The 14,461-nt window shown below is 68.5% G+C and carries 14 protein-coding genes and 1 pseudogene; 8 read left to right on the plus strand and 7 right to left on the minus strand.

The window, feature by feature from the left end; translation table 11 throughout:
- The first annotated feature begins 16 nt into the window (after positions 1–16).
- A complete protein-coding gene (gene serS, locus A5696_RS13790) occupies positions 17–1,276 on the plus strand; it encodes a serine--tRNA ligase (RefSeq protein ID WP_067879462.1) in 1,260 nt (419 codons plus the stop codon).
- A 75-nt stretch (positions 1,277–1,351) separates the two neighbouring features.
- On the opposite strand, the gene A5696_RS13795 is transcribed toward serS, so the two are convergent.
- A complete protein-coding gene (locus A5696_RS13795) occupies positions 1,352–2,092 on the minus strand; it encodes a helix-turn-helix transcriptional regulator (protein WP_067879465.1) in 741 nt (246 codons plus the stop codon).
- Positions 2,093–2,147: 55 nt separating this feature from the next.
- Between A5696_RS13795 and A5696_RS13800 the strand changes: the two genes are divergently transcribed.
- A complete protein-coding gene (locus A5696_RS13800; protein ID WP_067879468.1) occupies positions 2,148–2,717 on the plus strand; it encodes a class I SAM-dependent methyltransferase in 570 nt (189 codons plus the stop codon).
- Positions 2,718–2,735: 18 nt separating this feature from the next.
- Here A5696_RS13800 and A5696_RS13805 read toward each other — a convergent pair whose 3' ends face one another.
- Entirely contained in the window at positions 2,736–3,224 is a 489-nt protein-coding gene (locus tag A5696_RS13805) for a DUF2834 domain-containing protein (RefSeq protein WP_067879471.1), read from the minus strand.
- A 69-nt stretch (positions 3,225–3,293) separates the two neighbouring features.
- Between A5696_RS13805 and A5696_RS13810 the strand changes: the two genes are divergently transcribed.
- The gene (locus tag A5696_RS13810) at positions 3,294–3,911 is read left to right on the plus strand and encodes a TetR/AcrR family transcriptional regulator (protein WP_067879474.1); all 618 of its coding nucleotides are present in this window, start codon (positions 3,294–3,296) and stop codon (positions 3,909–3,911) included.
- Positions 3,912–3,978: 67 nt separating this feature from the next.
- Positions 3,979–5,541 carry an NAD(P)/FAD-dependent oxidoreductase gene (locus A5696_RS13815; RefSeq protein ID WP_067879477.1) on the plus strand — a complete coding sequence of 521 codons (1,563 nt, stop codon included), beginning with the start codon at positions 3,979–3,981 and terminating at the stop codon, positions 5,539–5,541.
- Here A5696_RS13815 and A5696_RS13820 read toward each other — a convergent pair.
- The 3 genes and pseudogenes from A5696_RS13820 to A5696_RS13830 form a co-directional block, all read right to left on the minus strand.
- Entirely contained in the window at positions 5,538–5,870 is a 333-nt protein-coding gene (locus tag A5696_RS13820; protein WP_067879482.1) for a hypothetical protein, read from the minus strand. The two genes, A5696_RS13815 and A5696_RS13820, sit on opposite strands and share 4 nt — an antisense overlap.
- On the minus strand, positions 5,867–7,417 hold the full coding sequence (locus A5696_RS13825) for an MBL fold metallo-hydrolase (protein ID WP_067879485.1): 1,551 nt from the start codon (positions 7,415–7,417) through the stop codon (positions 5,867–5,869). The genes A5696_RS13820 and A5696_RS13825 overlap by 4 nt, the downstream gene beginning before the upstream one ends.
- Positions 7,418–7,537: 120 nt before the next feature.
- Positions 7,538–7,813: pseudogene (locus A5696_RS13830) on the minus strand (aminoglycoside phosphotransferase APH(3')); the annotation flags it as partial.
- A gap of 67 nt (positions 7,814–7,880) precedes the next feature.
- On the opposite strand from A5696_RS13830, the gene A5696_RS13835 reads away from it, so the two are divergent.
- Genes A5696_RS13835 through A5696_RS13850 form a run of 4 tightly spaced genes read left to right on the plus strand, consistent with a single transcriptional unit; the run spans position 7,881 to position 11,067 of the window.
- Positions 7,881–8,651: a 1-acyl-sn-glycerol-3-phosphate acyltransferase gene (locus A5696_RS13835; protein WP_067879491.1), complete on the plus strand. Its 771-nt coding sequence runs from the start codon at positions 7,881–7,883 to the stop codon at positions 8,649–8,651.
- Between the two features lie 3 nt (positions 8,652–8,654).
- Positions 8,655–9,422, plus strand: coding sequence for a 1-acyl-sn-glycerol-3-phosphate acyltransferase (locus A5696_RS13840; RefSeq protein WP_067879493.1), 768 nt, complete (start codon positions 8,655–8,657; stop codon positions 9,420–9,422).
- 18 nt (positions 9,423–9,440) lie between these two features.
- On the plus strand, positions 9,441–10,226 hold the full coding sequence (locus A5696_RS13845) for a 1-acyl-sn-glycerol-3-phosphate acyltransferase (protein WP_067879497.1): 786 nt from the start codon (positions 9,441–9,443) through the stop codon (positions 10,224–10,226).
- 25 nt (positions 10,227–10,251) lie between these two features.
- Positions 10,252–11,067, plus strand: coding sequence for a Cof-type HAD-IIB family hydrolase (locus A5696_RS13850; protein WP_067879501.1), 816 nt, complete (start codon positions 10,252–10,254; stop codon positions 11,065–11,067).
- Here A5696_RS13850 and A5696_RS13855 read toward each other — a convergent pair whose 3' ends face one another.
- Together A5696_RS13855 and A5696_RS13860 are read right to left on the minus strand one after the other, a co-directional pair.
- Complete coding sequence (locus A5696_RS13855) at positions 11,068–12,594, minus strand: PE family protein (RefSeq protein ID WP_067879503.1); 1,527 nt, start codon at positions 12,592–12,594, stop codon at positions 11,068–11,070.
- An 85-nt stretch (positions 12,595–12,679) separates the two neighbouring features.
- Positions 12,680–14,329, minus strand: coding sequence for an LGFP repeat-containing protein (locus A5696_RS13860; protein WP_197516975.1), 1,650 nt, complete (start codon positions 14,327–14,329; stop codon positions 12,680–12,682).
- Positions 14,330–14,461: the final 132 nt, after the last annotated feature.

The raw sequence follows: 14,461 nt of genomic DNA on the forward strand, positions 1-14,461 counted from the left end.
AAGTAGTCTCAGGCGCGTGATCGACCTGAAATTGCTCCGGCAAGACCCCGACGCCGTGCGCCGCTCCCAAGTCAACCGTGGCGAAGACCCGGGGCTGGTGGATGCGTTGCTGAGTGCCGACGCCAACCGCCGCGCGGCGATCTCGGCCGCCGACGACTTGCGCGCCGAACAGAAGGCCGCCAGCAAGAGCGTCGGCGCCGCGTCACCCGACGAGCGCCCGGCCAGGCTGGCGCGCGCCAAGGAACTCGCCGAGCAGGTGAAGGCCGCGGAGGCCGCCCAGGCCGAGGCCGAGGCGGCGTTCACCGCGGCGCACATGGCGATCTCGAACGTCGTCGTCGACGGCGTGCCCGCCGGCGGGGAGGACGACTACGTCGTCCTCGACACCGTCGGCGAGCCCGCGGCAATCGAAAACCCCAGGGACCATTTGGAATTGGGGGAGGCGTTGGGCCTGATCGACATGCAACGCGGTGCCAAGGTGTCCGGCTCGCGGTTCTACTTCCTCACCGGCCGCGGCGCGCTGCTGCAGCTGGGCCTGTTGCAGCTGGCCCTGCGGCTGGCCGTCGACAACGGCTTCATCCCGATGATCCCGCCCGTGCTGGTGCGCCCGGAGGTGATGGCCGGCACCGGGTTCCTGGGCGCGCACGCGGACGAGGTGTACCGGGTGGAGGCCGACGACCTGTACCTGGTGGGGACGTCGGAGGTGCCGCTGGCCGGCTACCACGCCGACGAGATCCTCGATCTGTCCGGCGGGCCGCTGCGCTACGCGGGCTGGTCGTCGTGTTTCCGGCGTGAGGCCGGCAGCTACGGCAAGGACACCCGTGGCATCATCCGGGTGCACCAGTTCGACAAGGTGGAGGGGTTCGTCTACTGCGCGCCCGCCGACGCCGAGGCCGAACACCAACGGCTGCTGGGCTGGCAGCGCGAGATGCTGGCCCGCATCGAGGTGCCGTACCGGGTGATCGACGTTGCCGCGGGCGATCTCGGCTCGTCGGCCGCGCGCAAATTCGACTGCGAGGCATGGGTTCCCACGCAGGGCACCTACCGCGAGCTGACGTCGACGTCGAACTGCACCACGTTCCAGGCGCGCCGGCTGGCCACGCGCTACCGGGACGCGAACGGCAAGCCTCAGGTGGCGGCCACGCTCAACGGCACCCTGGGCACCACCCGGTGGTTGGTGGCGATCCTGGAGAACCACCAGCAGCCCGACGGCAGCGTGCGGGTGCCCGCCGCGCTGGCGCCGTTCGTGGGCACCGACCTGCTGGAGCCGGCCGGCTAGTGGCGATCGCAAGCGCGGCGTAGCCGGGCGCTGGGGGTACCCCCGCGGAGCTGGGGGACGGGTCGCCATCATTGGCTAGAGACGGCGGGCGCCCGGGGTGTGGCCGAAGGCGCGCCGGTAGGTGTCGATGAAGGCGCTGGGCGTGGCCCAGCCGCACGCCAGCGCCACCGCGGTGACACCGCGGTTCTCGGCGAGCAGCATCAGCGCGTGCTGGAGGCGGACCTGCGTGCGCCACTGCGGGTAGGTCATGCCCAGCTCGTCGCCGAACAGGCGGCTCAGGGTGCGCTGGCTGACGCCGACCCGGTTGCTGAGCTGGCGCAACGTGAGCGGGGCCGCCAGGTTGTCGGTGATGAGGGTGCACGCCTGCCGCAACCGGCTGTCGGCGGGGGTCGGGATCCACAGTGGCTCGCGGGCGCTCGTCGTTTGCAACTGGTCGTGCAGCACGGCCAGCATCCGGTGGTGTTCGCCGGTGTCGAGCGCCTCGGATTCCGAGCACGCGATGATCAGTTCTCGCATCAAGGGATTGACGGCGAGCACCGTCGGTGTCACGGGGCCCCGACGGTAGCGTCCGGGGTCGAGCGCGACGCCGTGGAACCGGGTGTGGCCGTGAAACCTGTGTTCGTGCCACACGCCCGCCGGTATCCAGATGGCGCGATTCGTCGGGGTGATCCAGGTGCCCGCGGGCGTGGTGACCGAGACCGCGCCCGCGGACGGGTAGACGATCTGGTGCAGGCGATGCCGGTGCCGCCGGATCCGCGCGCCCGGCGGCAGCGACTGGGACGAGGTCGCCAGGCCGTTGTGGCCGCTTTCCGACATATCAAGGCAGAATATCGGAAGCCCGCAAGGCGGCTCGGCGCCTAGCGTTGGCGAGATGGCGATGAATCTGTTGCACCGGTGGCGGTGCAGTTCGACGGGCTGGCAGGAGACGGTGGCGGACCGGCTGCTGCCCTGGGTGCTGGGCGACGTCGAATTGGGTTCTCGCACACTGGAAATCGGGCCGGGTTACGGGGCGACGACGCGCGCCCTGCTGGACAGGGCCGAGGCACTTACGGCCGTCGAGGTCGATGCCGCGATGGCCGATCGGCTGAATCGCCGCTACGGCGATCGGGCCCGCATCATGCACGGCGACGGCACCGACACCGGGTTGCCCGACGACCACTTCAGCTCGGTGGTGTGCTTCACGATGCTGCATCACGTCCCCGACGCACAGCTCCAGGATCGGCTGTTCGGCGAGGCGTTCCGGGTGCTGCGGCCCGGCGGCGTGTTCGCCGGCAGCGACGGCGTGCCGTCGCTGTCCTTCCGGCTCCTCCACATCGCCGACACCTACAACCCGATTCCACCGGCGGACCTGCGTCGGCGGCTTCAAGCGGCCGGATTCGTCCACGTCGCGGTCGACGTCAGCGGCGGGCGACAGCGCTGGCGCGTCACCAAGCCGGCTTGAGAGCGGCCTGAGACCGGCCTACGCGTCCACGGTCGCGGGTGTCGGCGTGGATTTCGCGTGCCGGCGCATCCGCTCCATGGTCGCGAAGTAGAAGGCGAGCGGGAACGAGAAGCTGGTGAAAAAGCTCGCGAGGAAGAACAGCCACGGCCGCCGGATCCCGCGCCGGTAGCCGTCGACGATCGTAAAGACCGGCAACAGAATGACATTCGCGATGATGTAGTCCTGGTCGCCCGAACCCGCGGCCGGGTTGGCGAACTGCTCCGCCAGGAAGTGCGGATAACTGGCCGGCCCCGACACGATGCTGCCCTCGCCGTGCGCGGCGAGCACGAAGTGAATGTTGAAATACCAGCCCAGCACGACCGAGGCGATGCCCGCCGCGTAGTAGACGCACTCCAGCGCCGACAGCCACGGCCCGTCGGCCGGTTTGGCGTAGATCTTCGGGTTCGACGCGATAATCCAGGCGACGACGGCGATCCCGAGTATTGCGTGGATGTAAAGCCAGATCATGGGCGAAGTCTCACCCCCCGGCCAAAGTTCTGTCAATAGTGACAAAAGATTCTGAGGTACCTTACTCCCATGGTCAGGCCCGCGCAGACGGCGCGCAGCGAGCGCACCCGGGAGGCGCTGATCCAGGCCGCGCTGGTGCGGTTCCTGGCCCAGGGCGTCGAGGAGACGTCGGCCGAGCAGATCGCGTCGGACGCGGGGGTGTCGCTGCGGACCTTCTATCGCCACTTCCGGTCCAAGCACGACTTGCTGTTTGCCGACTACACCGGGCTGACCTGGTTCCGCGCCGCGTTGGATGCCCGGCCCGCCGCGGAGCCGATCATCGATTCCGTGCAGTCGGCGGTCTTCTCGTTTCCCTATGACGTTGAGGCCGTGACGAAGATCGCCGCGCTGCGGGGCGGTGAGCTCGACCCCGGCCGCATCGTGCGCCACATCCAGGAAGTCCAGGCCGACTTCGCCGACGCCATCCAAGAGCAACTGCAACGGCGTAGCTGCGCGGCGATGCACGACCCGGACGCGCGGTTGCGCGCCGCGGTGACCGCCCGCTGCGTCGCGGCCGCGGTGTTCGGCGCGATGGAACTCTGGATGATCGGCGACGATCGCTCGCTGGGGGAGCTGGCGCGGATGTGCCACACGGCGCTCGAGTCGTTGCGCGCCGGGATCACCGACGCCTGGGCCGCCGGCGCCTGACGCCGCGTTTCGTCATAATTGACAAAACTTCGCGGCCGTGTCAGCCTCCTTTCCGGAGGGCAGGGACATGACTGAATACGACGCGATCGTCATCGGTGCGGGACACAACGGGTTGGCCGCGGCGGTACTGCTGCAGAAGGCCGGCCTGCGAACGGTGTGCCTGGACGCCAAGCTGTATGCCGGTGGGATGGCCTCCACGGTCGAGCTTTTCGACGGCTATCGCTTCGAGATCGCCGGCTCGGTGCAGTTCCCGACGGCGTCGGTGGTGGTCGAGGAGCTGGGCCTCGACACCCTCGAGACGATCGACCTGGACGTGATGTCGGTCGCGGTGCGCGGCGTCGGCGACGATCCGCTCATCCAGTACAGCGACCCCATCAAGTTGTTCACGCACCTCAACGAGGTGCACGGCGCGGACGCCGTCAACGGGATGGCGGGCCTGATGGCCTGGAGCCAGGCGCCGACCCGGGCCCTGGGCCGGTTCGAGGCGGGGACCGAGCCCAAGACTTTCGACGAGATGTACGCCTGCGCCACCAATGAATTCGAGCGCTCGGCCATCGACGACATGCTGTTCGGTTCGGTCACCGATGTGCTGGACCGCTACCTGCCCGACCGCGAGAAGCACGGCGCGTTGCGCGGCTCGATGACCGTGCTGGCCGTCAACACCCTCTACCGCGGGCCGGCCACGCCGGGCAGCGCCGCGGCACTCGCCTTCGGGCTCGGCGTTCCCGACGGCGACACCATGCAGATGAAGAAGCTGCGCGGCGGCATCGGCGCGCTCACCGCGCACCTGGCCGAACTCTTGGAGAGCCTGGGCGGTGAGGTGCGGCTGCGCACCAAGGTCACCGAAATCCTGGTCGCCGGGGGCCGGGTGACCGGCGTGCGCACGGAGGCCGGCGAGACGCTAACCGCGCCGATCGTCGTCTCCAACCTGGCGCCCGACGTCACGCTGAACGAGATGGTCGATCCCGCCGCGCTGCCCGCCGACATCCGCGAGCGTTACGCGGGGATCGACCATCGTGGCAGCTACCTGCAGATGCACTTCGCGCTGGAGGAGGCGCCGCAGTTCGCCGCGCCCTACGAGGCGCTCAACGAGCCGGCCATGCAGGCCTCCATCGGCCTGTTCTGCACGCCGGAGGAAGTCCAGCAGCAGTGGGAGAACGCCCGGCGCGGGATCGTGCCGGCCGACCCGACGGTGGTGCTGCAGATCCCGTCACAGAACGATCCGGACCTGGCGCCCGAGGGCAAGCACGCCGCATCGGCGTTCGCGCTGTGGTTCCCGATCGAGGGCGGTGCCGACTATGGCCAGACGAAGGTCGAGATGGGCCAGCGGGTGATCGACAAGATCACCCGGCTCGCGCCGAACTTCGAGCGCAGCATCATCCGGCACACCACCTTCACGCCCAGGCACATGGGGGTGATGTTCGGCGCCCCGGGCGGCGACTACTGCCACGGGCTGTTGAGCTCGGATCAGATCGGGCCGAACCGGCCGGGCCCGAAAGGCTTTCGCGGCCAGCCCATCCCGATCGAGGGGCTGTACCTCGGCGGGGCGGGCTGCCACGGCGGGCCGGGGATCACGTTCATCCCCGGCTACAACGCCGCCCGCGCGGCGCTGCGTGACCTGGGGCGCTAACCGCGCTGGCTCAGCAGTTCGTCCAGCAACGCCGTGAACTCGTCCGGGCGGGCCGGGGTCAACGCGGGGCTGGGCCAGGTCCCCGGTACGTCCAGGGTGATCAGCTTGGACTTGAAGGGCCGCTGGATGTCCAGGGGTAGCCAGCGGCGGAGGTCGGAGCTGCCCCAGATGCGGAAGCGCTGCACGAACATGCCCAGCGACTCGGTCCTGTAACCGCGGATCGCTTCCAGCGCGATGACCTTCGACGTGCCGGACGGAAAGTGGTAGCGGCGCAACGTGATCGCCGCCCGGTCCAGCTGAACCAAGCCGTCATCGTAGGTCGCGGTCATTTCTTCGAGCTGCGCAGTTGGTGGCCCCGCGCGGTCAGGCAGTGGCCGTCGTCCAACCGCCACTGCCAGCCGTGCAGGTTACAGGTCAAGGTGTTGCCCTCCACCACACCGAATTTCGACAGGTCGGCCTTGAGGTGGGGGCAACGGCGTTGCATCTCCCAGCCGTCCAGCGTGATCGACGCGGAGTCGTCGTGGGTCTCGGCGAACCACCCGTCCGCGTAGGCGATCCGCTCGTCGGTCAGGCACTTGAAGAACGTGTACAGGTATTCGTTGTAGCCGCCGACCCGCCACGCGGTGAAGCGGGTGGACAAGAAGATCGTGTTGACCCAGTCGGGTTCGTGATCGCGCAACACAGTGCGCACCAGCTCCGGCGCGATCGCGAAGCCGTAACGCACCTTCTCGTCGGGAATCCGTTCGCGCACTGATCTTTTCGGGAAGTCGAGGATCACCGTCTCGGGCCCGATGACCAGCTCGACGGGGTAGCCGATGCCGTCGCAGATCTCGTCGCTCTGCAGCATGATCGGCTCGAAGAGCGCGCGCAGCTGGTCGAGCAGTGGCTCGCCGGTCGCCGGGGCCCAGCAGGCGCGTTCCGCGGCCAGCACGGGGGCCATCCGGTCGGCATAGTCGGCGATGTAGGCCGCTTTGCCGGTGGTGAAGATGGCCTCCACGTCGTCGGCGGGCAGCGGATGGCGCAGCGAGTTCAGCGTGGCGCCGGTGAAGTCGGCGGTCGACCCCGGGATCATCAGCAGGCCGCCGTCGTGGCCGTGCATGCGCATCTGCTCCAGGAAGACGACCTGGTCGGGGAAGATGTTGGCCGGATCGCCGTGGTCGTCGTTGAGGTGGCGCAACTCCGGGTCCAGAAAGCACGGCGGCCCCGCGGACGGCACCACCCAGCGCGCCCCCACCTGGGCGATGTATTGGCGGGCGCGATCCATCCCGCGCTGCCGCTTCTGGATCCCGAACGACTCCTTGGCCCGGGCCGGCATGTCGTAGACCATCGGGTACCAGATCGCCCCGGAGTACTGCAGCAGGTGCACGTCCACGTGGCCGAATTCCGTTGCCAGCACCTCCATTTCCACCGGCCGTGCGTCGTTCATGTTGAACACCGTGGTGGTGCCGTCGGACACCACCAGCGCGGAGTCGCCGATCGGGCCGTCGGCCGGCGCGCGCAGGGCGATGATCATGATGTCGAGATCGCCCTTGGGCCCGCCGACCCGGTGCTTGGTCGAGTCCGTGGTCTCGACGAACCGGTGAAAGCCCAGGAGTTGCAACTCGTTTCGCAGGTCGGGCACCGGGAAGTCGGGCAGCAGCACCACCGCGTCCTTGTTGACGTGCTCGCGCAGGTTCTTGGCGTCGAAGTGGTCCTTGTGCAGGTGCGACACGTACAGGTAGTCACAGTCGCCCAGCCGGTCCCAGTCCAGCCCGCTGTTGTCCGGGAACGGAAACCAGGACCCGAAGTAGGCCGGATTGACCCAGGGGTCACACAGGATGCTGCCCGCGTGGGTCTCGATCAGGAATCCGGCGTGGCCGACGCTCGTGACCTGCACTGATGCCTTTCCTGGGAAATCGGGGCCCGCCGCCGGTTGACGGCTTGCCAGCCCCCGAGCTTAGCGCGAGGCCGCATCCTCGGCCCGCCACAACCGCCGTTAAAACCCGATGCGCGCCGGGTCGGTGCGCAGCCACGCGCGGTGCCCGTCGACGCCCCCGCCCAGGACGGGCGGCACGGTCACATAGCGGCCCGCCCAGCGCAGCCGCTGCGCTTCACCGCCGAAGTCGGCGACTTCGGCGGGAGCCACCTTGATGAACTCCGCCCCGGTGGACCCCGCGCCCACTCGGAAGGTGACCCCACCGAGCTCGTTGACCCAGACCGCGCGCACGGGCCTGCCCGCGGCGAAGCGGCCCACGACCGCCGGCACGGGTGGCGGGGGATCGGGGACGGACACGGGGCCTCTCCTCGGCGCTTCCGGCACTTCGGGCGGCTCACAGTCGGGAGCACTAGGCTGAAGTGCTGTGGAACCGGTATACGGGACAGTCATTCAGCTCGCCCGCTTGGTCTGGCGCATTCAGGGTCTGAAGATCACTGTCTCGGGCGTCGAGAACTTACCGAAAAGCGGCGGCGCCGTCATCGCGATCAACCACACCGGCTACCTGGACTTCACCTTCGCGGGTTTGCCCGCGTACAAGCAGGGCCTGGGGCGCAAGGTGCGGTTCATGGCCAAGCAAGAGGTGTTCGACGACAAGATCACCGGGCCGATCATGCGCAGCCTGCGGCACATTCCCGTGGACCGTCAGGACGGGGCCGCGTCATACGAGGCCGCCGTGCGGAACCTCAAGGACGGCGAGCTTGTCGGCGTCTACCCCGAGGCCACGATCAGCCGCAGCTTCGAAATCAAGGAGTTCAAGTCCGGTGCGGCCCGGATGGCGGTCGAGGCCGGGGTGCCGATCGTTCCGCACATCGTCTGGGGCGCGCAGCGCATCTGGACCAAGGGCCACCCCAAGAAGCTGCTGCGCCCCAAGGTGCCGATCGTCGTCCTGGCGGGTGAACCGATCGAACCCACGCTGGCCGTCGAGGAGTTGAAGGGGCTGCTGCATTCGCGGATGCAGCACCTGCTGGAACGGGCCCAAGAAATGTATGGGCCGCATCCGGCCGGTGAGTTCTGGGTGCCGCGACGGCTCGGCGGCAGCGCACCGTCGCTCGCCGAGGCGGCCCGCATGGACGCCGAGGAGGCCGCCGAGCGGGCGGCCCGTCGCGCCAGAGCCACCGGGCCGCCGGAGCAGTAGCCGATGGCGGAGCCGACCTTTCGCGCCCTCGAGATCCTGGCCCGCCTCGTGGTGCTGGCCACCGGCACCCCCATCACCTACCGGGGCGAGGAGAACATCCCCGATCGGGGCGGCGCCGTGATCGCGATCAACCACACCAGTTACGTCGACTTTTTGCCCGCCGCATTGGCTGTGCATCGGCGACGTCGTCGGCTTAGATTCATGATCAAAGCCGAGATGCAACAGGTGAAGGTGGTCAATTTCCTGATCAAGCGCACCCGCACCATTCCGGTGGACCGCGGCGCCGGGGCGGACGCCTATGCGGTCGCCGTCCAACGCCTGCGCGAGGGCGAGCTGGTCGGCGTCTATCCCGAGGCCACGATCAGCCGCAGTTTCGAGCTCAAGGACTTCAAGACGGGCGCGGCCCGGATGGCCGTCGAGGCGGACGTGCCGATCGTGCCGGTGGTCGTGTGGGGGGCTCACCGCATTTGGACCAAGGACCATCCCCGCAACGTCGGCCGCAAGAAGGTGCCGATCTCGGTGGAGGTGGGTGGGCCGTTGCGCGCGGCCGCGGACGTCGCGTCCACCACGGCCGCCCTGCGCGAATCGATGACCGCGCTGTTGCACCGGGCGCAGCACGCCTATCCGCACCCCGCCGGCGCCTACTGGGTGCCGCGCCGGCTGGGCGGAGGCGCACCGACTTTGGCCGAGGCGGCCCGGATAGAGGCCGACGAGGTCGCGGCACGGTCGGCGAGGAAGGCCGCCAACCGCACTCCGCATCAGTCGCTTTAGGGGGAAAGGAGCAAGGAGATGGCAGAGCCGTTCTACCGGTTTGCGGAGTGGGTCGTTCCGCCGGTCGTCGCCATGCAGGGAACGAAATTCACCTACCACGGGCTGGAGAACATCCCCACGCGCGGCGGTGCCCTGCTGGCCCAGAACCACACCAGCTACCTCGACTGGCTCCCGACGATGCTGGCCGTCAAGGAGCGCGGTCGGCGGATGTACTTCATGATCAAGGCCGAAATGGCCGACGTGAAGGCGGTCAACTACGTGATCAAGCACGCGCGGCTCATCCCGGTGGATCGCCGGGCGGGACACGGCGCGCTCGAGGTGGCCGTGCAGCGCATGCGCGAGGGCCAGCTCATCGGCATGCATCCCGAGGCGACGATCAGCCGCAGCTTCGAGCTCCGGGAATTCAAGACCGGGGCGGCGCGGATGGCCGTCGAGGCGCAGGTGCCGCTGATCCCGGTGGTCGTCTGGGGCGCCCATCGGATTTGGCCGAAGGACCACCCGAAGAAGGTGTTCCGCAACAAGGTTCCGATCACCGTGGCCGTCGGCCGCCCGCTGCAGCCGCAGGGCACGGCCGATCAGCTCAACGCCACGCTGCGGCAGGCGATGAATGCGCTGCTGTACCGGGTGCAGGAGGAGTATCCGCACCCCGAGGGCCAGTATTGGGTGCCGCGGCGGCTGGGCGGCACCGCGCCGAGCCAAGACGACTCCCGTGCGATCCGGTTGGCCGAACTACAGGAGCGGGTGCAAAGGTACGGTAGCGACGGCGTGACCCGACCGGGGCAGGGCCAAAGCGGATTGCATTGACGACTGCAGAGGGCGGATCGCCTCCATGACCTTGCCGGCGCTGATCGCCTGCGACGTCGACGGCACCCTGTTCGACGAAAACGAGACCATCAGCCCGCGCACGCGCGACGCCGTGCGCGCGGCCGTCGGCGCCGGCGCGCAATTCGTCGTCGCGACCGGCCGCCCGCCGCGCTGGATCCGTCCCGTCGTCGAGGCGCTCGGCTTCGCGCCGATCGCGGTGTGCGCCAACGGCGCCGTCCTCTACGACCCCGCGAACGATCGTGTGGTGTCGTCGCAAACGCTGGCCGTCGACACCCTGGCCGAATTGGCCGAGCTCGCGACGCGCGTCATCCCCGGCGCGGGTCTGGCCGTCGAGCGGATCGGCGAACGTGCCCATGACACGGCCACGCCGCAATTCATCAGCTCGCCGGGCTACGAGCATGCCTGGCTCAATCCGGACAACACCGAGGTGTCGATCGAAGACCTGCTGAGTGCGCCTGCGATCAAGCTGCTGATCCGCAAGACCGGCGCCCGCAGCGCGGACATGGCGGCGGCACTGGCGAAACACGTTGGCATCGAAGGCGATATCACCTACTCCACCAATAACGGTTTGGTCGAGATCGTGCCGCTGGGGATCAGCAAGGCCAGCGGGGTGGAGGAGATCGCCAAACCCCAGGGGATCACCAGCGACGAGGTGGTGGCGTTCGGCGACATGCCCAACGACATCCCGATGCTGCGGTGGGCCGGCCACGGCGTGGCGATGGGCAATGCGCATCCCGACGTCGTGGCCGCCGCCGACGAAGTCACCGCGCCCAACACCGACGACGGGGTGGGCCGGGTGCTGGAACGCTGGTGGCTTTAGCTAACCCGCGGGTGCGATGTGCGCCGCCAGCTGCTGCGGCAGGTAGTTGAGCATCAAGGGCGCCAGTCCCATGAACGGCGTGCCGAAGATGGTCACGGGGATTTGCGTATTCGGGACGATGCCGCTCAGATCTATCGTCGCGGTCACCGGGTGGGGCGGAACGAGAATGCCGTCGAAGGGCAGGTGCAACGTGATCGGCACGGTGGTGCTGACGGGGCCGATGACCGGAATGGTGACGTTGACGGGCACCGGGATCGTCATATCCACGATGGTTTCGCCGTTGAGCAACCCGTTGGCCACGACGGCCGGGCTGTTGATCAGTGCACCAAGCGCTCCGACGCCGTTGCCGGCCAACAGCGCCTGTTGAACCGCCGTCGCCGCGTTCGCCATCCCGCCCAGCGTCGCCAGCGGCGCGCCCGCCACGGCGTAGGTGACCACCAATGGCAAGCCGAAGAAGGCGCTGAGCGATCCGGTCGTGGGATTGAGGATCGGGACAGTGGCGGTCGCCGAAATGCTCGGAATCGTAAGCACATTCAGCACATTGGTGAAGTTCTGCGACATCTGTCGAAGGATCGACGGCGGCATCAGGTTGGTGAAGTACTGCGCCTCCTGCCCGGGGATGTTCGCGAGGGCGAAGAGATTTCCCAGCGGGCCGAGCAGTGTCGGGGTGACCGTGGCATTCAAGGTGGGGTTGAGTAGGCCACCCGTGATGGTGACCACCGGAGTGCCCGGATTGGCCCCCGTGACAACGAGATTGGCGAAGGCCTGCGCGACGTCCTGCACCGCGCCGTAATAATTGCCCGCCAGGACGGCCTGCAGGGCCACCTGCAGCTGAGCGCCGAACGCGGGCAGGCCGGCCACGATGCCGGTTGCCGCGGCGTAGAGGTTGGTGGCGAACTGCTGGGCGAAGCCGATCTGTGTGGTGATGAACTGCTGCACGTAGTACGCGGCGGGGAATGTCAGGAGTTGCTGGATGCCGGATCGGATGGCCGCCGGCAGGCCCGCCAGGAACGTGGGGAAGTTTTCGATGGTGTTGGTAAGCGACGTCGCGACCTGCTGCCAGTAACCCAGCTGGTTGACCAGCACCTGGCGCAGCAACGGGAACGGGTCCGCGGACCAGGCGTTGAAGAGGGTTTGCAGGTTTGCCGACGTGGTGGCGATCAGTTGCCCGTACGCGCCCCCCGGGGACGCGGCGGCCAGGCCGGACGCGGCCGGAAATCCGGTCGACAGCAGGCTCTGCTCGGCGTTGGCGATCTCGGTGCCGAGGTACGCCGTCGCGCCACCGTTCAAGAGCGCGACGAATTCGTACTCAAACGACGCGGCTTGCGCGCCCAGAGCTTGGAACTCCCGGCCGACCCTGCCGAACACCTCGGAGATCGCGATCGACACCTCGTCGGACGCCGCCGCGGCCACACCGGTCGTGGGACCCGCGGCCGCCGCTGTCGCGTCGCCCAGATTCGAGCCGATACCCGCCAGCTGTTCGGCCGCGGCCGTCACCAGCTCCGGTTCTGTGATCACAAATGACACGACCGCCTCCCCTCGATCCCAACCCCAGGCAGGTCGAGCCTACTGTGACGGCGGACACACCGAGCGCGAAACGCCCGGAAACCCGTCAGGTGGCGGTGGGGTGACTCGGCAGCGAGAAGTGTTCGGGGGGCACCTCGGGGCCGCTCGGCGATTGTGTCGACAGCGGCGTCGTGATGCCGTCGATGACCGAGGTGACGTTACCGGTGAGCCGGTCGTAGTTCAGGGTTCCGTGTTGGAAGTTCTGCGTAATCTGCAGCGGCTCTTGTATTTCCGCGCTCGTCGGCAATCCGAGCGGGCCCCTCTCGTAGCTCAGCGACGCCCAGGCGTCGTAGATCGCACCGGTCACCGGTTGCGGGCCGATCTCGGGCGACCAGTACATCGCGCCCTTGGCGAAGGTGACGAAACGGGCGCCGCCCTCGGCGCTGTCTTCCGGAGACGTGGGCGCGCCCAGGGGGCTGTTCATCCCGCCCATCGCCAGCCAGTGATCGTAAATTGCCCCGCCCTTGAGCGCATTGATCAGCTCTTCGGGCGGATCATTGAAATGCGATGCGATGTCCCGGATTTCGTCCATCAAGGCGTAGGCGGCGTTGCCCGGGCAGTCGGTGTTGCCGACGTCGCGGTGCGTGAAGATGGTGGGCAGGTTGGCGATGGTTCCGGCCGCGAAGGTGGTGTAGTGGCTGCCGGCCGACTCCAGCGCCACCGTGCCCTTGGGGTCGACGCCGTCCATGCCCAGCCGCCAGCCGAGCAGCCTGCCCAGGGTTCGCAGCTGGATCGGCGTGGGCGGCACGTCGTCGAAGTTGCCGATCATCGCCACGCCCCACGTGTTGCGGTTGAATCCGCCGGTGTGGAAGGCCTCCACGGCCTTGGTGAGCCCCCCGGCGCTGCCCTCGAACACCTGGCCGTACTTGTCGACCAGCGCGTTGTAGGCGATGTCGCACCACCCCAGGGTCTTGGCGTGATAGGTGTAGATCGCCTTGACGATCCCGGCCGATTCCAGCGGCGAGTAGTCGTTGCTGCCGGCGGTGTGGTGGACCACCGCGGCGCGAATCCCGTTGTCGTACTGCGGACTACCACAGCGCAGCGACTCGTCGGCGCCCCACTCGGCCCGGCTGATGATGGGGGGCGGTTGCCCGGGCATCATCACCCCGCTCGGCGGCGTCCAGTGCGTCCTGGCCGGCGTTTGCGGCGGGGAGATGAGGATCGCGGAGATGTTCTGCCCGTAGGGCTGTTCCCTGCTCACCGGCTTGTATCCCAACCCGTCGTGGGCCGCCGGGGGGTTCGAGCCCGTCGGCGGCGCGTCCATCGGGCGGGTGACGGCTACCTGCACCGTCGTGGTCGCGCCGACGAACACCGGGTCGGTGCTGCGCGGCCCCTCCGACGGCCCGGCCGACTCGTCGTCGCCGGCCGGGCCGGCGTCGGGTGCCGAGGTCTCATACTCGGTCTGGTACCAGGGCCCCCAGCTTCCGTCGGGGCGTTTCGCGCGGACGCGGGTCGACGTGCCGGCGAGGTCGCCGGTGAGCGCGACCATCGAAAACGGCGTGGCCTGCGTGAGTTCGCGAACCGTGACGCCGCCCGCGAGCCCGATCAGCGGCTGCTCGGCCAGCTGGGTGTCCTGTACCCGCGGCGGCTGCGGCGCGCCGCGGTCGTGTGTCGCTTCGCCCACCCACGAGACGATGACGACCGTCGCCGCGATGGCGGTGAGCAACGTCGTGGGCGCGCGACTGCGGGACGACACCAGCTGATGTTACTTGTGTTTCTGGTGTTAATTATGAGGCGACACGATGCCCGCCGCCGAAAAGTCCACGAAAACCTGTTCGACGGCACCGCAGAGGTGTGATTGGGGGCTCTGCGGTGCCGTCAGGGGACA

It is taken from the genome of Mycobacterium sp. E2699 (genome assembly GCF_001666745.1).
GTDB lineage: Bacteria > Actinomycetota > Actinomycetes > Mycobacteriales > Mycobacteriaceae > Mycobacterium.